This is a genomic window from Nocardiopsis sp. NPDC006198, assembly GCF_040613895.1.
Lineage (GTDB): Bacteria > Actinomycetota > Actinomycetes > Streptosporangiales > Streptosporangiaceae > Nocardiopsis > Nocardiopsis tropica.
On the sequence record NZ_JBEXSY010000018.1, the window covers coordinates 1 to 15,636 of the forward strand.

Consider the following 15,636-nt stretch of genomic DNA (forward strand, 5'->3'; position numbering starts at 1 on the left):
GGCGACCGGGGCGGTTTCCGCGGCGGGCGCGAGGACCGCGCCGGCCAGGGTTCGGGCGAGCGCCGCTCCTTCGGCGGCGGCCGCGACGACCGCGGCCGCGGCGGCTACCAGGGCGACCGCGGCGGCTACCGCGGCGGGCGCGAGGACAGCCGTTCCGGTGGCGACCGCGGTGGCTACCGGGGCCGTGACGACCGCGCTGAGGGCCGTTCCTTCGGTGGCGACCGCGACAGCCGTGGCGGCTTCCGGGGGGACCGGGACAGCCGTCCCGCCGGTCAGGGTTCGAGTGAGCGCCGTGAGTTCCGCGGCGGTCGTGACGACCGCAGCCGGGGCGGCGACCGGGGCGGTTTCCGCGGCGGGCGCGAGGACCGCGCCGGCCAGGGTTCGGGCGAGCGCCGCTCCTTCGGCGGGGACCGCGACAACCGGGGTTCGGGCGAGCGCCGTGAGTTCCGCGGCGGCCGTGACGACAGCCGGCCCGGCGGACACCAGGGCGACCGGGGCGGTTACCGGGGCGGGCGCGAGGACCGCGCCGGCCAGGGTTCGGGGGACCGCCGCTCCTTCGGCGGCGACCGCGACAACCGATCCGGCGGCGACCGCGGTGGCTACCGCGGCCGTGACGACCAGCGCGGCGGCGGGCGCTTCGAGCGCGGCGGCCGCGGCCCCGGTGGCGGTCGCGACGACCGCGGCGGCCAGGGTGCGGGCGGGCGCCGCTCGTTCGGTGGCGACCGCGACAGCCGTGGCGGCTTCCGGGGGGACCGGGACAGCCGTCCCGCAGGTCAGGGTTCGGGTGAGCGCCGTGAGTTCCGCGGCGGCCGTGACGACAGCCGCTCCGGCGGTTACCAGGGCGACCGGGGCGGTTACCGCGGTGGTCGCGACGAGCGGGGGCGCGGCGAGAGCCGTTCCCACGGGGACCGTGCGAGCCGGGCCCGCGACGAGCGCCGCGCCCAGGGCGGGCGCGAGGGCACGCCGGGCGGCCCCAAGAGCGAGAGCCAGCTGTCGAAGGCGGCGCGCGAGCGCCTCAACGCCCTGCGGGCCGACTTCGACCCCAAGGACGAGGACCGTGCCGAGGAGGGCCGCGACACCTACACCGACGTCGAGGGCGGCATCCGGCTCCAGAAGGCGCTCGCCGCGGCCGGCGTCGCCAGCAGGCGCGCGAGCGAGGAGATGATCGCCGCCGGACGCGTCAGCGTGGACGGGCAGGTCGTGCGCAGGTTCGGAGCCCGGGTCAACCCCGAGGCCTCCGAGATCCGCGTGGACGGCATGCGCGTCGTGACCGCCCCGGACAAGCTGTACTTCGCGCTCAACAAGCCGCGCGGCGTCGTCAGCACCATGTGGGACCCGGAGGGCCGCCCCACCCTGGCCGACTACACCGGTCAGACCGAGGAGCGGATCTTCCACGTCGGCCGGCTGGACACCGAGACCGAGGGTCTCATCCTGCTGACCAACGACGGCGAGCTCGCCAACCGGCTCACCCACCCGCGCTACAAGGTCGTCAAGACCTACATCGCGATGGTGCCGGGCCCGGTCCCGCACCGCGTCGTGCGCGAGGTGCAGAAGGGCATCGAGCTGGAGGACGGCCCGGTCCAGGTCGACTCCTTCCGCGTGGTCGAGAACGAGCCCCCCAAGGCGCTCGTCGAGATCCGGCTGCACGAGGGCCGCAAGCACATCGTGCGGCGCCTCATGGAGGCCGTCGGCCACCCGGTCGCCGACCTCGCGCGCACCCAGGTCGGTCCGATCGATCTCAACACCCTCAAGCTGGGCACGATGCGGGCCCTGACCTCTCGCGAGGTCAGTGAGCTCTACTCCGCGGCCGGTCTGTAGGGGCGGCTGTAGATACAGTTGACGGCGGTCGTCGGCCCGGGTCTCCCGGGCGGCGGCCGCCGCTCCCGCTTCCGGGGGCGGCACGCGAACGACGAGTACGACGACAAGGCGGGATCGAACGTGGCGGTACGGGCCATCCGGGGTGCGGTGCAGGTGGACGCGGACGAACGCGATCAGGTGCTGGAGGCCACGGTCGAACTGGTCTCCGAGGTGATGCGGCGCAACGCCCTGCGGACCGACGACGTGATCAGCGTCCTGTTCACCGCGACCCCCGACCTGACGAGCGAGTTCCCGGCGCTCGCGGCGCGCAAGATCGGCTTCACCGACGTCCCGCTCATGTGCGCGGCCGAGATCGCCGTCCCGCACGCCCTGCCCCGCGTGGTGCGCCTGATGGCGCACGTGGAGACGGACCGCCCGCGCGCCGAGTTGCAGCACGTGTACCTCCGCGGCGCCCAGGCGCTGCGGTTGGACATCGCGCAGTAGGGTGCGGAACGGCTCCCCCGGCAGGTCGTAGGCTTGGGGGACCAGCACACATCGGAGGCGGGGGAGCAGTGGGCGACACCAGCGGCACGGTCGGGGACGGGGGGCGCCGGGACGTGGTGCGCCGGGTCACGGTGATCGGGGCGGGGCTGATCGGCACGTCGATAGCCCTGGCGCTGCGCGCCCGCGACGTCGACGTCGTCCTGACGGACCCGGACCCCGCGTCGCTGCGCCTGGCGTGCGACCTGGGCGCCGGCAGGCCCCTGGACGAGACCGCCGACCCGTCGGCGGCCCCCGCCGACGTGGCGGTCGTCGCCGCCCCGCCCGCCGTCGTCCCGCAGGTGCTGCGCCGCGCCCAGGACCGCGGGCTCGCCCACGTGTACACGGACGTGGCGAGCGTGAAGGCGAGCGTGCTCGCCGAGGCCGAGCGGCTGGGCTGCGACATGGCCACGTTCGTTCCCGGGCACCCGATGGGCGGCCGGGAGAAGCAGGGGCCCGGTGCCGCCCGCGCCGACCTGTTCCTGGGCCGTTCGTGGGCGCTGTGCCCCACGGGCAAGGCCGGTCCGGAGACCGTCGCGGCGGTGGCGGAGCTCGCCCGCCTGTGCGGGGCCGATCCGCTGGTGCTGGACGCCGGGGCGCACGACCGCGCCGTGGCGCTGGTCTCGCACGCCCCGCACGTGGCCTCGTCGGCGGTGGCCGCGCGCCTGGTGGCGGGCGACACCGCAGCCCTCTCCCTGGCGGGACAGGGCGTGCGGGACGTCACCCGGGTGGCGGGCGGCGACCCCGCCATGTGGACGGAGATCCTCACGCACAACGCGGCCCCGGTCTCCGAGGTGCTGTACGCGGTGGCCGCCGACCTCGTCGCGACCGCCGACGCCCTGCGCGGGGTGGCGGGGGAGGCGGACGGCGCTGCCGGGGACACGGCCTCCCGCGCCGGGTCGGCCTCCGGCGCGTCGGGGGCGAGCCGGCCGGCCCCGGCGGAGGCCCTCGCCCCGGTGCGCGACCTCCTGGATCGGGGCAGGTCGGGACACGGCCGCATCCCCGGCAAGCACGGCACGGTGCGGCTGCCCGAGTACACGGTGATGCCCGTGGTCATCCCCGACGAGCCGGGCACGCTGGGACGTCTGTTCGCCGCCGCGGCGGACGCGGGGGTCAACATCGAGGACGTGCGCATCGAGCACACCCCGGGCCTGCCGCTGGGCGTGGCGCAGCTGTACGTGCTGCCCGAGGCGGTGGACGCGTTCGCGCGATCGCTCGCGGCCGACGGGTGGTCGGTCCACCCGGGCGTCTGAGACCACTCCCGGGACAGGAGCGTCCTTGCCGGGGTGCGGGGCCGCCGGGCCTGGTTCCGGCCCGGCCCGCCCGCGAGGGCGCCCCCGGTCCCGGGCGGCGCCGGTCGGCCGGGGCCGTACGAACCCGCCGATTCCAGTCAAGAGCAGGCCGCTGCCACGGGTACGCTTGGGCGTCGGCACAAGTGAACGTCACCAGGAGTCAACGGCAGTGAGCGCGCAGGACAGCACCGAGGGCATCGTCATCGCGATCGACGGTCCCTCCGGGTCGGGCAAGTCGAGCACGTCCAGGGGCGTGGCCAAGGCGCGGGACCTGCGGTACCTCGACACCGGCGCGATGTACCGCGCGCTGACCTGGTGGATGCTCGACAACGGCGTGGACGTCGAGGACGCCGCGGCGGTGGCCGCCGCCGTCGAGCGCCCCGTCATCACCATGGGCACCGACCCCAATGCGCCCTCGGTCTCCGTCGACGGCCGCGACGTGGCCGCCGAGATCCGGAGCAAGGAGGTCACGGGCAGCGTCAGTGCGGTCTCCGCCGTGCCCGAGGCCCGTGAGCTGCTGGTGCGCACGCAGCGCGAGGTCATCGCGGCAGCCCGTGCCGCCGGTGCGGGTATCGTGGTCGAGGGCCGTGACATCACGACCGTGGTCGCTCCCGACGCCCCGGTCAAGCTGTTCCTGACCGCGAGCCCGGAGGCCCGCGCCCAGCGGCGCAGCAAGGAGGTCCGGACCAGCGACGTCGCCGCCACCCAGGCCGACCTGGCCCGGCGCGACAAGCTGGACTCCAGCCGGACCCACTCGCCCCTGACGCAGACCGCCGACGCCACCGAGCTCGACACCACCGGGCTGACCCTGGACGAGGTGGTCGCCCTCGTCGTCAAGCTGGCCGACGAGGCCGGCGCCCGCTAGCGGGGCGGACGGGCCGCTCCGGGGCCGCGGGGCGGACCCGCGGCACGGTGGGACCGGTCACGAACACCCCTTCGGGGGAACACACGGACATCCGCGGGGGTTCCTCCCCCGTGGCAGTACGCGGACGCCGTCGGCGTCCGCGCGGACACGCCTGCCCCGGAATCTCCGGGACAGGTCGACCATTCGCATCCTCGCGGCACGCATCCTGGGCGCGCGGGGACCTAGAACCGGGAGCAGTACATGAGTGACTTCGACATCTCCGACGTCGGCCATGAGGGGCTGGACGGCGCCGAACCCGCGACCCTCCCCGTGGTGGCCGTGGTGGGACGCCCCAACGTGGGCAAGTCCAGCCTGGTCAACCGCATCATCGGCCGCCGCGAGGCCGTGGTCGAGGACGTGCCGGGCGTGACCCGTGACCGGGTGGCCTACGACGCCGAGTGGCAGAACACCAAGTTCACGCTCGTCGACACCGGCGGCTGGGAGACCAGCGTCAGCGGACTGGCCGCCATGGTGGCGCGCCAGGCCGAGTACGCCGCGCAGACCGCCGACGTCATCCTGTTCGTGGTGGACGCCACCGTGGGCGTCACCGACGCCGACGCGGCCGTCACCCGGGTCCTGCGCGCCACGAAGCGCCCCGTGATCCTGGCCGCCAACAAGGTCGACGGCAACATGCAGGAGGCCGACGCGCTCGCCCTGTGGCAGCTGGGCGTCGACCAGCCCTACCCGATCAGCGCCCTGCACGGGCGCGGCACCGGCGACCTGCTGGACGCCGTCGTGGAGGCCTTCCCCGAGCAGCTCGTCGGCGACACCGAGGACGAGGGCGAGGACGGCCCTCCCCGCATCGCCCTGCTCGGACGCCCCAACGTGGGCAAGTCGAGCCTGCTCAACCGCCTCGCCGGTGAGGACCGGGTGGTCGTGGACTCCGTGGCGGGCACGACCCGCGACGCGGTCGACGAGCTGATCGACCTCGGCGGCAAGACCTGGAAGTTCATCGACACCGCCGGCATCCGCCGCCGGTTCCGGGCGCTGCAGGGCGCCGACTACTACGCGACCATGCGCACGGGCACCGCCCTGGAGCGCGCCGAGATCGCCGTGGTCCTGATGGACGTCAGCGAGCCGCTGGCCGAGCAGGACATCCGGGTCGTGGAGCAGGTCGTGGAGGCCGGGCGCGGCCTGGTCCTGGCGTTCAACAAGTGGGACATCCTCGACGAGGATCGCCGGAACTACCTGGAGAAGGAGATCGACCGCCAGCTGGCGCGCGTCTCCTGGGCGCCGCGCGTCAACGTCTCGGCGAAGACCGGCCGCCACATGGAGCGGCTCGTCCCGGCGATCGAGACCAGCCTGGCGGGGTGGAACCAGCGCATCTCGACCGGTCAGCTGAACAACTGGCTCAAGGACCTCGTGGCCGCGACCCCGCCGCCGGTGCGCGGCGGCAAGCAGCCCAAGATCCTGTTCGCGACGCAGGCGGGTTCGCGCCCGCCGCACTTCGTCCTCTTCACCACGGGGTTCCTGGAGGACAACTACCGCCGCTTCATCGAGCGGCGCCTGCGGGAGGACTTCGGGTTCGACGGCTCCCCGGTGCACATCAGCATGCGCATCCGTGAGAAGAAGGGCGCGACGCCGGGCCGTGCCTCCAAGGGCAGCGTGCGTCCGGACCGCAAGCACCGGCGCCGCTGAGCGGTGTCGCGCGGCCCGTCCCGGGCCCGCGTCAGCCGGGGCGTCCGCACGCACAGGGGGAGCCTCTCCGACGGAGAGGCTCCCCTTCGTCGTGTGCCGGGGTGTCCCCGGGCTCGCTGCCGGGCCGGGCACGGTCAGGAGTCGGAGGGCAGCCGGCGCACGTTGCTCGGCGGGACGAACTTCCCCGACTCCCCGCTCGGCCTCGGGTAGGGCAGGCGGGTGCCGTCCCGCGCGGTGCGGGGCGCGGACTCCATGGCGGGCGCGCCCGGGAGCGGCCGGTTCGCGCTCTCGTCCATGTGCCACACCACCACGAGTCCCACCACGCCCGCGATCATCAGCAGCCAGGCCGGGGAGTAGAGGTTCCCGGTGGACTGCACGAGCGTCTCCGCGATCAGCGGCGTGGTGCCGCCGAACAGCGCCACCGACACGTTGAAGCTGATCGCCAGGGCGCCGTAGCGCACCTTGGTGGGGAAGAACGCGGGCAGGGTGGAGGGGGCCGCTCCGGAGAAGTGCACCAGGGTCACCGCCAGGAGGACGATGCCCAGGGCGACGGCCCACACGCCGGCCTGTTGCAGCAGCCAGAACGCGGGCAGGGCCAGCACGATCGAGAGGAGGCTCCCGGAGGCGAGGACGGGCCTGCGCCCCACCCGGTCGCTGAGGCGCCCGAACTGGGTGACCCCGACCAGCATCAGCACCATGGCGGCCAGGGTCATGACCAGTGCGAGCGTGGCGCTGTAGCCGAGCTCGGCCTCCAGGTAGGTGGGCATGTACGCGGTCACCATGTAGTTGTTGACGTTGAAGACCATCACGAGTCCGATGCACAGGAGGATGGTCCGCCACTGGCCGACGACCGTCTCCCGGAGCTGGCCCTTGCGGTGCCCGCCCTCGGCGTTCTTGGCGAAACCTTCGGTGTTCTGGTTGAAGACCGGGGTCTCCTCCAGCTTGAGCCGCAGGTAGAGGCCGATGCCGCCCAGAGGGAGGGCGAGCAGGAACGGGATGCGCCAGCCCCAGGCGAGCATGCCCTCCGGCCCCAGCACCAGGGTCATCAGGGTGACGATTCCGGCGCCGCCGACGTAGCCGCTGACCGTGCCGAACTCCAGCCAGGAGGACAGGAACCCGCGGCGCCGGTCGGGCGCGTACTCGGCGATGAAGGTGGTGGCGCCGCCGTACTCGCCACCGGTGGAGAAGCCCTGGAGCATGCGGGCGACCAGCAGCAGGACCGGCGCGGCGATGCCGATCGTGGCGGCCGACGGGATGAGCCCGATGGAGAAGGTGCTCACGGCCATGAGCAGCATGGTGAAGGCGAGGACCTGCTTGCGGCCGATGCGGTCGCCCAGGGGGCCGAAGAACAGGCCGCCCAGGGGGCGGACCAGGAAGGCGGCGGCGAACGTGGTGAAGGTGGCGATGAGCTGCACGCCCTGGGACTGCGAGGGGTAGAACACCAGCCCGATGGTGACAGCCAGGTAGCTGTAGACGCCGAAGTCGTACCATTCGGTCGCGTTGCCGATCGCGGCGGCGGTGACGGCCTTCCGGGTCGTCCTGTGGTCCGTCTCCAGGGCCTTTCGGCCCTGAGGCTGTGACTCGCTCACGTCTCCCCCTCGGTGAGTCCACCCAAGTGTCACCCAAAGCACCAGGTTAATCACTTTTTGTGATTAACCCGTGCGGTTCGGCCGTGTCGCCGCCGGGGTAGCGTGGCAGCGCGGGGGAGAGCGGAGAGAGGGAGCCCATGCGCAAGGTACTGGTCAGCGCCTGTCTGATGGGGCGCAGGGTGCGCTACGACGGGCGTTCCAAGGCGATCGGGGACGACCGGGTCGCGCGCTGGCGGGAGGAGGGGCGGCTCGTGGTGCACTGCCCCGAGATCGCCGGCGGGCTGCCCGTGCCCCGCCCGCCCGCGGAGATCGAGCCCGGCGCGACGGCGGCCGACGTGCTCGCCGGACGGGCGCGCATCCTCACCCCCGAGGGCGCGGACGTGACCGAGCACTTCGTGCGGGGCGCCCGCGCGGCCCTCGCCACCGCCCGGGAGCACGGGGTGGAGGTGGCGGTCCTCAAGGAGTCCAGCCCGTCCTGCGGACCCCGCGAGGTGTACGACGGGACCTTCGGCGGACGCAAGCTGGCGGGCGCTGGGGTGACGGCCCAGCTGCTGAGGGACCACGGCGTCACGGTCTTCAACGAGGACGAGGTCGCCGAGGCGGCCGGGTACCTGGACGCCGCCGAACGCGCCTGAGGGCCGGGGCCTGCGGTCCGGAGCCGGCCCTGACCCGGGACCCCCGTCCGGTGGAGGGGTCCGCGCCGAACCGGCGGCGCCGCTCGGGCGGAGCGCGCCGGGGGCGCGGTCCGGCGGGGCGGCCCTCATGTGCGCCAGGCTCCCAGGCACCGCGCCATGATCCGGAAGGGGACGGCCTGCCCCCTGGTCTGGTCGACGGTGCCGGCCAGGTGCAGGTCCAGTTCGGGACAGTGGAAGAGCCACGTCCCGGTGGCCCCCGAGTGGCCCACGAGGGTGACGGGGCGGCCCACCGGGGACGCGAGCCGTCCCACGGTGAAGAACATGGTGCCCAGGCCGTACCGGAGGACGGGGATGTTGCGCAGCCGGTTGCGCCGCTCGGTGAGCGCGGCCAGCGAGCGGGCCTCCCCGAGGAGTTCGCCGCCGAGCAGCGCCCTCTGGAAGGCGAGGAGGTCCGCGGTGGTGCTGAACAGGTCGTTGGAGGAGGCGATCAGCGAGTCCAGCCGGACGGGGCGCCGTCCCGTGTGGAGGGGCGAGGGCTCGGCGGTCGCCGGGTCCGGCGGGCGGTGCCCCGGTAGCCAGGTGTGGGCCAGGCCGAGCGGGGCGAGGACGCGTTCGGTCAGCAGGGCGGCGAACGGCCGGCCGGTCACCGTCTCCACGATGCGGATGAGCAGCTGGAACCCGGTGTCGGAGTAGCGGGCCTTCTGCCGGGGCGCGTCGAGGTCCTGCGGCGCGAAGTGGGGGCGCTGCAGTTCGCGTGTGGTCCGTACCGTGTCCTCGAACGTCCAGGCCAGGTCCCGGCCCCGGCCGAGGTGCTCGTACAGGCTCGGGCCGCCTCGGCGCCTCTCGAAGTGGTCGGGCAGCCCCGACGTGTGGCTCGCCAGGTGGCGGACCGTGATCGCGGACGTGTGGTCCGTGCCCCGGAGGACGTGGAGCCCGGTGAGCACCTCCGGGGGCAGGTACCGGCCGATCGGCGCGGCCAGGTCGAGTTCGCCGCGCTCGTGCGCCTGGAGCACCAGGGTGACGATGAAGCGCTTGGTGACGCTCGCGACGAAGAAGGGGGTGTCGGGGCGCGGCGGCCGGTCGTCGGCGGGCCCTGAGGCGGCGGACCAGCGCAGCCCCCCGTCGCCGCTCGCGAGGGCGAGGTTGGCGTGGTGGATGCCGGGCCGCGCGACGAGGTTCTCCAGCAGGCGCGTCAGGCGGTCGTCGACGCCGGGGGGCACCCGGTTGTCCTGGGCGCGGGTGGTGGCGGGCGGTGGTGTCACGCGGGCTCCTTGTGTGCGGGGGCGGCCCGTCGCCGTGCCTTCGGCGTCCGGGTCCGGGGACCGACGGTCTCTATATGACTATTAGACATGTCTATGAGAGTCAACGGGTCTACACTCGTCCCATGGCCCACGTGATCCTCGGACTGCTCCTGATCGCCCCGCAGAGCTTCTACGACCTCATCAAGGGGTTCGAGGCCGGCGTCGCGCTCTTCTACAGCGCCAGTTCCGGCAGCATCAGGCGTGCGCTCGACTCCCTGCTCGCCCGGGGGGCCATCGAGGTCGCCAGCGTCGAGCCCGGGGGCCGGGGCCGCAAGGTGTACCGCGTGACCGGCGCGGGCCGCGAGGAGTTCCGCGCCTGGATGACGGGGGATCCGACCGGATCCGACCTGGAGACCGCGGCGCTGTCCAGGCTCTTCTTCCTCGGACTGCTGGAGCCGGACGAACGCGCGCCGGTCCTGCGCCGCATCACGGCGCGCATCGAGACCGACCTCGCCGCCCTCTCCGACCTCGACAGGAGCCTCGACGCGACGGACGTCGCGGAGGAGCACCGCGACATCGTCGCCCACCAGCGCGCGGCACTCGACTACGGCATCGCCTCGCAGCGGTTCATGCTCGACTGGTTCCGCGCCCGCGCCGACCGGCAGGAGCGGTCGGACCGCTGAGGCCGACGCGGTCCCGGCCGGAGGCGCGTGTGCGACCGGCCGGCGGGGCGTCCGCGCGGACAGGGCCGCGAGGACGCCCCGGGAGGCCGGGCTAGGGTCGGACGACCTCGTACCGGGCGCAGGCGAAGTCCCCGGCGCGGTGGACCTCCACGACCCTGAGGTCGACCCGGCCGGCCAGGAGCGGAGCCCCCGACCCCAGGGTGACGGGTGCGATGGACACGACCACCTCGTCGAGCAGCCCGAGTTCCGCGAACCGCCCGGCGATCCCGCCCCCGCCGACCACCCACACGTCGCGTCCGCCGGCGGCCCCGACCATCTCCGCGTGCAGGTCCCGCAGCTCCTGGTCGCTGTCGGCGCTCGCGAAGCGCAGGTCGCCCTCGACGCGGGGCAGGTCGCGGTGGGTGAGCACCCAGGAGGGGAGGGCGTAGGGCCAGGCCTCGTCCCCCTCGTGGCGCAGGATCCACTCGTAGGTGTGGGCGCCCGAGACCAGCGCCCCCACGTTCTTCATGAAGTCGGCGTGCTCGTTGTTCGCCTTCCCCGGGTCCGCGGCGAACAGCCACTCCAGGGAGTGGTCGTCGGTGGCGATGAACCCGTCGAGGCTGGTTGCGGTGTTGTAGATCGTCCTGGTCATGTTCTTCCTCCGTGGAGCCGCCGTCCGGGGCGGCGGCCGTCGTGCCGGTCCCTGCGCCCCGGCGGTGCGCGGTCGCCTGCGTTCCGGGCCTACCGGTCGTGGTGGCGGCCCTGGAGCCACTCGATGGGGTCGCCGTGGTCCACCTCCACGCCCGCGGAGCGCAGCATCTGCCGGACGAGCTGCCTGCGGTGCGCGGAGAAGGTGAGGACGTGGGCGACGACGCTGCCGATGACGAAGCTCTCCGGCGGGTCGCACAGGGCGTCCACCAGGCGGTCGCCCCAGGCGCCGCGGCGGCCGATGTCGTTGACGGCCGCGATCCACCGCGCCGCCGCGTCCTCGTGCCGTTCGAGGAGCGCCGCGGGGTCGTCCGCCCCCTGTTCGGGCTGGTCGGCGGCCTCGATCGAGGCGAGCCACACCTCCTTCGCCCGCACCAGGTGTTCGAGGACGGCCGCGATCGACTCCTCGGGGCCGTCCCACGCCAGGACGGTGCTCCCGGGGGCTCGCACCTCCCGGTAGACCTCCTCGGGGAGCGACGCGGCGAGGCGGAGCAGGTGGGCGGTGTCGTCGACGTCGTGGTGGATCTGGAGGGCGAGGACGTCCATGCCGGTGTCCTTCTTCGGGTTCTCCTCGATCCACAGGTGGATCGGCGGGTGGAAGTGGATGCCGTTCGGTGAGGGCAGCCACGTGGCGCTCCCCGGTGTGGTGGCCCCGGGAGGGTGCCCGTACGCGCGCCCGAAGGCGCGGATGAAGCCCTCGACGGACTGGTAGCCCGCGGCGAACGCGGCATCGGTCACGGTGCTCCCCCGGCCGATCTGCCAGGCCGCGCGCTCCAGGAGGACCCTGCGGCGGAGGGCGACCGGGGCCTCCCCGGTGTCGCGGGTCATGCGGCGTGTGAAGTGGAACGGGGAGGCGAACGCGTGCTCCGCCATGTCGGTGAGGCGGGGGTTCTCCTCGTCCAGGACGGCGTCGAGCAGTTCCCGGAGACGGTCCCGTCCGGAGGTGGACTCGGTCATGTGACCAGTATGTTCCGGGCGTCGCCGGGTTCGCCTGACCGAACTTGCCCTCCCTCGCGCGCGGCGGCGGGTCCGGCCGCGCGGGGCGAATCGTGGTGCGGACGTCCCGGCGGATGCGGTAGAGTCTTCTCCGTCGGCGGGGCCGGAGACGGCGCCCGCCCAGCGGCCGGGACGTAGCGCAGTTTGGTAGCGCACTTGACTGGGGGTCAAGGGGTCGTGGGTTCAAATCCCGCCGTCCCGACAGAGGAATAGCAGTTCAGCGAGGGGTCCACCGTCAGGTGGGCCCCTCGCTGCGTTCCCGGTGGGGTCGGGGCGGGGGTGGACCGGGGTGGTGCGGATCGTCGGCCCGCGCCGTGGGGTGCGGCGGACGCTCGTGGCTCACGAGTTTTTCCCGGTGGACGGTGGAAGACGGTCGTCTCCCACCGCCGTGGCGTCCTGACCGGGCCAGGGCCGCCACGGCGGTGGGAACCGCCTCCTCCTACTGTCCGAGCACCGGGTGCCCGCTGGCGATCGAGATGCGGTTGAACGCGTTGATGAGGGTGGCCGTCCACTCCACCGCGGAGATCTGGGCGGTGGTCAGATGGGCCGCCGCACGAGTGTTGACGGCCTGTCGGTCGATCGTCGGATCGATCACCGTCAAGGACTCCGCCAGCTCCAGCGCGGCCCTCTGCTCATCGGTGAACGCCGCGACCTCGCGCCAGGCCGGCAGCACGTCCAGAGTGCCCTGCGCCACTCCTGCCTTGCGTGCCTTGGCGGAGTGGATGCCCAGGCAGGTCGGACATCCGTTGATCTGGGACACCCGGACGTTGATCAGTTCGAGGGTGTCGTCGCCCAGACCGGCCTCTCGTGCCGCGGACCGGGAGGCCGCGGCCGCCTTGACCATCGCCCCGTAGACCTCGGGGTGCTCCTTGTCGATGTAGGGGCGCTCCGCGCTCATGCGTCACCCCTGTCCTTGACCGTCTCCCCGACCAGGGCGAGGTCGGCCGGCCTCGGTCGGCGGACCCGTCCGCCCCGGGCCGTGTACTCGTCGCCGTGCTTGCGCAGGTGCTTGGCGAAGAGCGGGCACACGGGGACGACGGTGAGGTTCCTGCGGATGCTGTCGGCCAGTGCCTCACCGAGCAGCAGCCCGGCCAGGCCCCGGCCGCCGAACTCCGGTGCGACCTCGGTGTGGAAGAAGACGCGCTCGCCGGGCACCCCGGGCGGGTCGACGAAGTCCGCGCGTCCGGCGAGGGTGCCGTCGTCCAGACGCACGGTGTAGGCGCTGACGGCGCGTGTCTCGTCCAGCGCGACGTGTACGACGGCGCCGGTCCTGTCGGTCTGTGGCTCGCTCATGGCGGACCTCTCTGGTGGGGATGGTGTTCGGATCGGTCGGTGGCGGACACGGCGGCGCCCCGGTCCGGGCGGGGCGGGCACCGGTCGGGCGGCCCGTCCGCGGGCCGGGCGTGGGGCGGCGGGCTCCTGCCGCCCGGAGCGGGAACCTGCCGCGCGAGTCCGTCGTCGCGCCTCAGCCCGCCGCCGTCGCGGAGGCCTCCTCGGCGTCGCGAGCGGCGAGCAGTGAGGCGTGCGTGGGCGCCCCGGGCACGTGTTCCGGCCGGTTCTTGGCAAACTCCTCCCTCAGGACCGGCACGACCTCCTCTCCGAGGATGTCGAGCTGCTCCAGCACGGTCTTCAGGGGGACCCCGACACCGTCGACGTTGAACAGCTGGCGCTGGTAGTCGCCGAAGCTCTCGCGGAAGGTGAGGGTCTTGTCGATGACCTGCTGAGGGCTGCCGACGGTCAGCGGGGTCTCGTCCATGTACTGCTCCAGTGACGGTCCGCCGCCCATCTGGGGGGAGCGGTCGAAGTAGGGACGGAACTCCCGTACGGCGTCCTGGGAGCTGGGCCGCATGAAGACGTGGCCGCCGACGCCGACGACGGCCTGTTCGGGGGTGCCGTGGCCGTAGTGGGCGTAGCGCCTGCGGTACAGGCCGATCAGCTTCTGGAAGTGCTTCCTGGGCCAGAAGATGTTGTTGGCGAAGAAGCCGTCTCCGTAGTAGGCCGCCTGTTCGGCTATCTCCGGCGAGCGGATGGAGCCGTGCCAGACGAAGGGGGGAACGCCGTCGAGCGGGCGGGGCGTGGAGGTGAAGGACTGCAGCGGGGTGCGGAAGCGGCCTTCCCAGTCGACGACGTCCTCGCGCCAGAGCTTGTGCAGGAGGGCGTAGTTCTCGATGGCGAGGTCGATGCCCTGGCGGATGTCCTTGCCGAACCACGGGTAGACGGGGCCGGTGTTGCCGCGGCCCAGCATCAGGTCCACGCGTCCGTCGGCCAGGTGCTGGAGCATGGCGTAGTCCTCCGCGATCTTCACCGGGTCGTTGGTGGTGATCAGGGTGGTGGCCGTGGACAGGACGATCCGCTCGGTGCGCGCCGCGATCCAGCCGAGCATGGTGGTCGGGGACGAGGGCACGAACGGCGGATTGTGGTGCTCGCCGGTCGCGAACACGTCCATCCCGACATCCTCGGCCTTCTGCGCGATGGTGACCATCGCCTTGATCCGCTCGTGCTCGGTCGGTGTCCGGCCGGTGGCGGGGTCCTGTGTCACGTCACCGACGGTGAAGATCCCGAACTGCATCGCATCCATCTCCGTGTGGTCGCTGTGTCGACTGCCGTGGCGAACGCGGTGCCGGGTGTGGCCGCTCCGTCGCGACATCGTCGTCATTTGGTTGATGGATCAACTATGCTACTCGAAATTAAGTTGATCGATCAACAAAATACGCGTTCGCTGCCGGACGATCCCGGCTCGGTGCGAGCCCGGTACGGCCCTGGCGGCATCGACGACCGCGGAGGCGGTGCGGGGCGGCGCGGCCGGGTAGGGGCAGACGCTCCCCGCCGTGGACCGCCGCCGGGCGCTTCGGGAGTGAGGAACGGCTCTCCGCGGGCGCGGGGCCGGGCTCTCGGGGGCTCCGTACCGCCAGCTCAGTCCGGCTGTTTCTCCATGTGGTCCGAGACGCGCTGGGAGAGCCGGGCGAACGTGCTGAGCTGGTTCGGGGTCAGGGCGTCGACGAACAGGCGCCGCACGTGCTCGACGTGCAGGGGCGCAGCGTCTTCGATCGCCTTGTAGCCGGCCGGCGTGGCGACGACGAATGCTCCGCGGGCGTCGTCGGGGCATTCCTCCCTGGCCACCAGCCCGCGCTCGGCCATGCGCCTGACCTGGTGGGACATTCGGCTCTTCTCCCAGTTCACGCGGTTGGCCAGCTCCAGGAGGCGCATCTTCCCCTCACTCGTCCCGGTGAGGCTGACGAGCACGATGTAGTCGGAGGCGGACATCCCGGAATCGGCCTGGAGGAGGCGGGACAGCCGCCCGATGAGCGTCTCCTGCATGCGGATGAAGCTGTCCCAAGCGGCCTTCTCCTCCGCCTCCAGCCAGCGTGGCGTCTCGTTCATGGGCGCAGTGTAACGAAGAAGTTGACGTCTCATCCACTTGAGCTGGAACGACGGAGGTGCGGCCCTCGGTGGGGCGGTGCGCGTCGTACCCCGGCCGCTGTGGTTCGGGGACCGCTCCGGCTCCGGGGTCGGGGATCCGCGGTGATCCTGCCGCCGGTCGGCGGCGCACCATGTTCGCCGTCTCCTGGTGGACGGCAGGTGCCGCCCCTCCTCCGGGGGCGGCACCGCGCAGCGATGCGTGTGGCCGTTCTCC

At 73.1% G+C, this 15,636-nt stretch carries 15 protein-coding genes and 1 tRNA gene; 8 read left to right on the forward strand and 8 right to left on the reverse strand.

What is annotated here, in order from left to right; all coding sequences use genetic code 11:
• The 5 genes from ABZ234_RS14510 to der form a co-directional block, all read left to right on the forward strand.
• A partial coding sequence (locus ABZ234_RS14510) for a pseudouridine synthase (RefSeq protein WP_355012328.1) occupies window positions 1-1,818 on the forward strand: 1,818 nt, incomplete at its 5' end.
• 120 nt (window positions 1,819-1,938) lie between these two features.
• Complete coding sequence (gene aroH / locus ABZ234_RS14515; RefSeq protein ID WP_267950445.1) at window positions 1,939-2,301, forward strand: chorismate mutase; 363 nt, start codon at window positions 1,939-1,941, stop codon at window positions 2,299-2,301.
• 68 nt (window positions 2,302-2,369) lie between these two features.
• Window positions 2,370-3,590 carry a prephenate dehydrogenase gene (locus tag ABZ234_RS14520; protein WP_355012329.1) on the forward strand — a complete coding sequence of 407 codons (1,221 nt, stop codon included), beginning with the start codon at window positions 2,370-2,372 and terminating at the stop codon, window positions 3,588-3,590.
• Window positions 3,591-3,798: 208 nt separating this feature from the next.
• Window positions 3,799-4,494, forward strand: coding sequence for a (d)CMP kinase (gene cmk / locus ABZ234_RS14525; RefSeq protein WP_344180170.1), 696 nt, complete (start codon window positions 3,799-3,801; stop codon window positions 4,492-4,494).
• A 240-nt stretch (window positions 4,495-4,734) separates the two neighbouring features.
• Window positions 4,735-6,171, forward strand: a complete 1,437-nt coding sequence (gene der / locus ABZ234_RS14530; protein ID WP_267945725.1) for a ribosome biogenesis GTPase Der — start codon at window positions 4,735-4,737, stop codon at window positions 6,169-6,171.
• A gap of 134 nt (window positions 6,172-6,305) precedes the next feature.
• On the opposite strand, the gene ABZ234_RS14535 is transcribed toward der, so the two are convergent.
• Window positions 6,306-7,760, reverse strand: coding sequence for an MFS transporter (locus tag ABZ234_RS14535; protein WP_355012330.1), 1,455 nt, complete (start codon window positions 7,758-7,760; stop codon window positions 6,306-6,308).
• Window positions 7,761-7,897: 137 nt separating this feature from the next.
• Between ABZ234_RS14535 and ABZ234_RS14540 the strand changes: the two genes are divergently transcribed.
• Window positions 7,898-8,395 (forward strand): DUF523 domain-containing protein, encoded by a 498-nt coding sequence (locus ABZ234_RS14540; RefSeq protein WP_355012331.1) that lies wholly within the window; start codon window positions 7,898-7,900, stop codon window positions 8,393-8,395.
• A gap of 125 nt (window positions 8,396-8,520) precedes the next feature.
• Here ABZ234_RS14540 and ABZ234_RS14545 read toward each other — a convergent pair whose 3' ends face one another.
• Entirely contained in the window at window positions 8,521-9,657 is a 1,137-nt protein-coding gene (locus ABZ234_RS14545) for a serine hydrolase domain-containing protein (RefSeq protein ID WP_355012332.1), read from the reverse strand.
• Between the two features lie 122 nt (window positions 9,658-9,779).
• On the opposite strand from ABZ234_RS14545, the gene ABZ234_RS14550 reads away from it, so the two are divergent.
• The gene (locus ABZ234_RS14550) at window positions 9,780-10,319 is read left to right on the forward strand and encodes a helix-turn-helix transcriptional regulator (RefSeq protein ID WP_355012333.1); all 540 of its coding nucleotides are present in this window, start codon (window positions 9,780-9,782) and stop codon (window positions 10,317-10,319) included.
• Window positions 10,320-10,410: 91 nt separating this feature from the next.
• On the opposite strand, the gene ABZ234_RS14555 is transcribed toward ABZ234_RS14550, so the two are convergent.
• Together ABZ234_RS14555 and ABZ234_RS14560 are read right to left on the reverse strand one after the other, a co-directional pair.
• Window positions 10,411-10,950 (reverse strand): dihydrofolate reductase family protein, encoded by a 540-nt coding sequence (locus ABZ234_RS14555; protein ID WP_355012334.1) that lies wholly within the window; start codon window positions 10,948-10,950, stop codon window positions 10,411-10,413.
• Between the two features lie 89 nt (window positions 10,951-11,039).
• Window positions 11,040-11,963, reverse strand: a complete 924-nt coding sequence (locus tag ABZ234_RS14560; protein WP_355012335.1) for a helix-turn-helix domain-containing protein — start codon at window positions 11,961-11,963, stop codon at window positions 11,040-11,042.
• A 167-nt stretch (window positions 11,964-12,130) separates the two neighbouring features.
• Here ABZ234_RS14560 and ABZ234_RS14565 point away from each other — a divergent pair.
• A tRNA-Pro gene (locus tag ABZ234_RS14565) sits at window positions 12,131-12,204 on the forward strand.
• A 237-nt stretch (window positions 12,205-12,441) separates the two neighbouring features.
• On the opposite strand, the gene ABZ234_RS14570 is transcribed toward ABZ234_RS14565, so the two are convergent.
• From ABZ234_RS14570 to ABZ234_RS14585, 4 genes are all read right to left on the reverse strand, one after another.
• Entirely contained in the window at window positions 12,442-12,900 is a 459-nt protein-coding gene (locus ABZ234_RS14570; protein ID WP_355012336.1) for a carboxymuconolactone decarboxylase family protein, read from the reverse strand.
• Window positions 12,897-13,295, reverse strand: coding sequence for an N-acetyltransferase (locus ABZ234_RS14575; protein ID WP_355012337.1), 399 nt, complete (start codon window positions 13,293-13,295; stop codon window positions 12,897-12,899). The genes ABZ234_RS14570 and ABZ234_RS14575 overlap by 4 nt, the downstream gene beginning before the upstream one ends.
• A gap of 172 nt (window positions 13,296-13,467) precedes the next feature.
• A complete protein-coding gene (locus ABZ234_RS14580; RefSeq protein ID WP_355012411.1) occupies window positions 13,468-14,571 on the reverse strand; it encodes an LLM class flavin-dependent oxidoreductase in 1,104 nt (367 codons plus the stop codon).
• 344 nt (window positions 14,572-14,915) lie between these two features.
• Entirely contained in the window at window positions 14,916-15,383 is a 468-nt protein-coding gene (locus ABZ234_RS14585; protein ID WP_355012338.1) for a MarR family winged helix-turn-helix transcriptional regulator, read from the reverse strand.
• Window positions 15,384-15,636 lie beyond the last annotated feature (253 nt).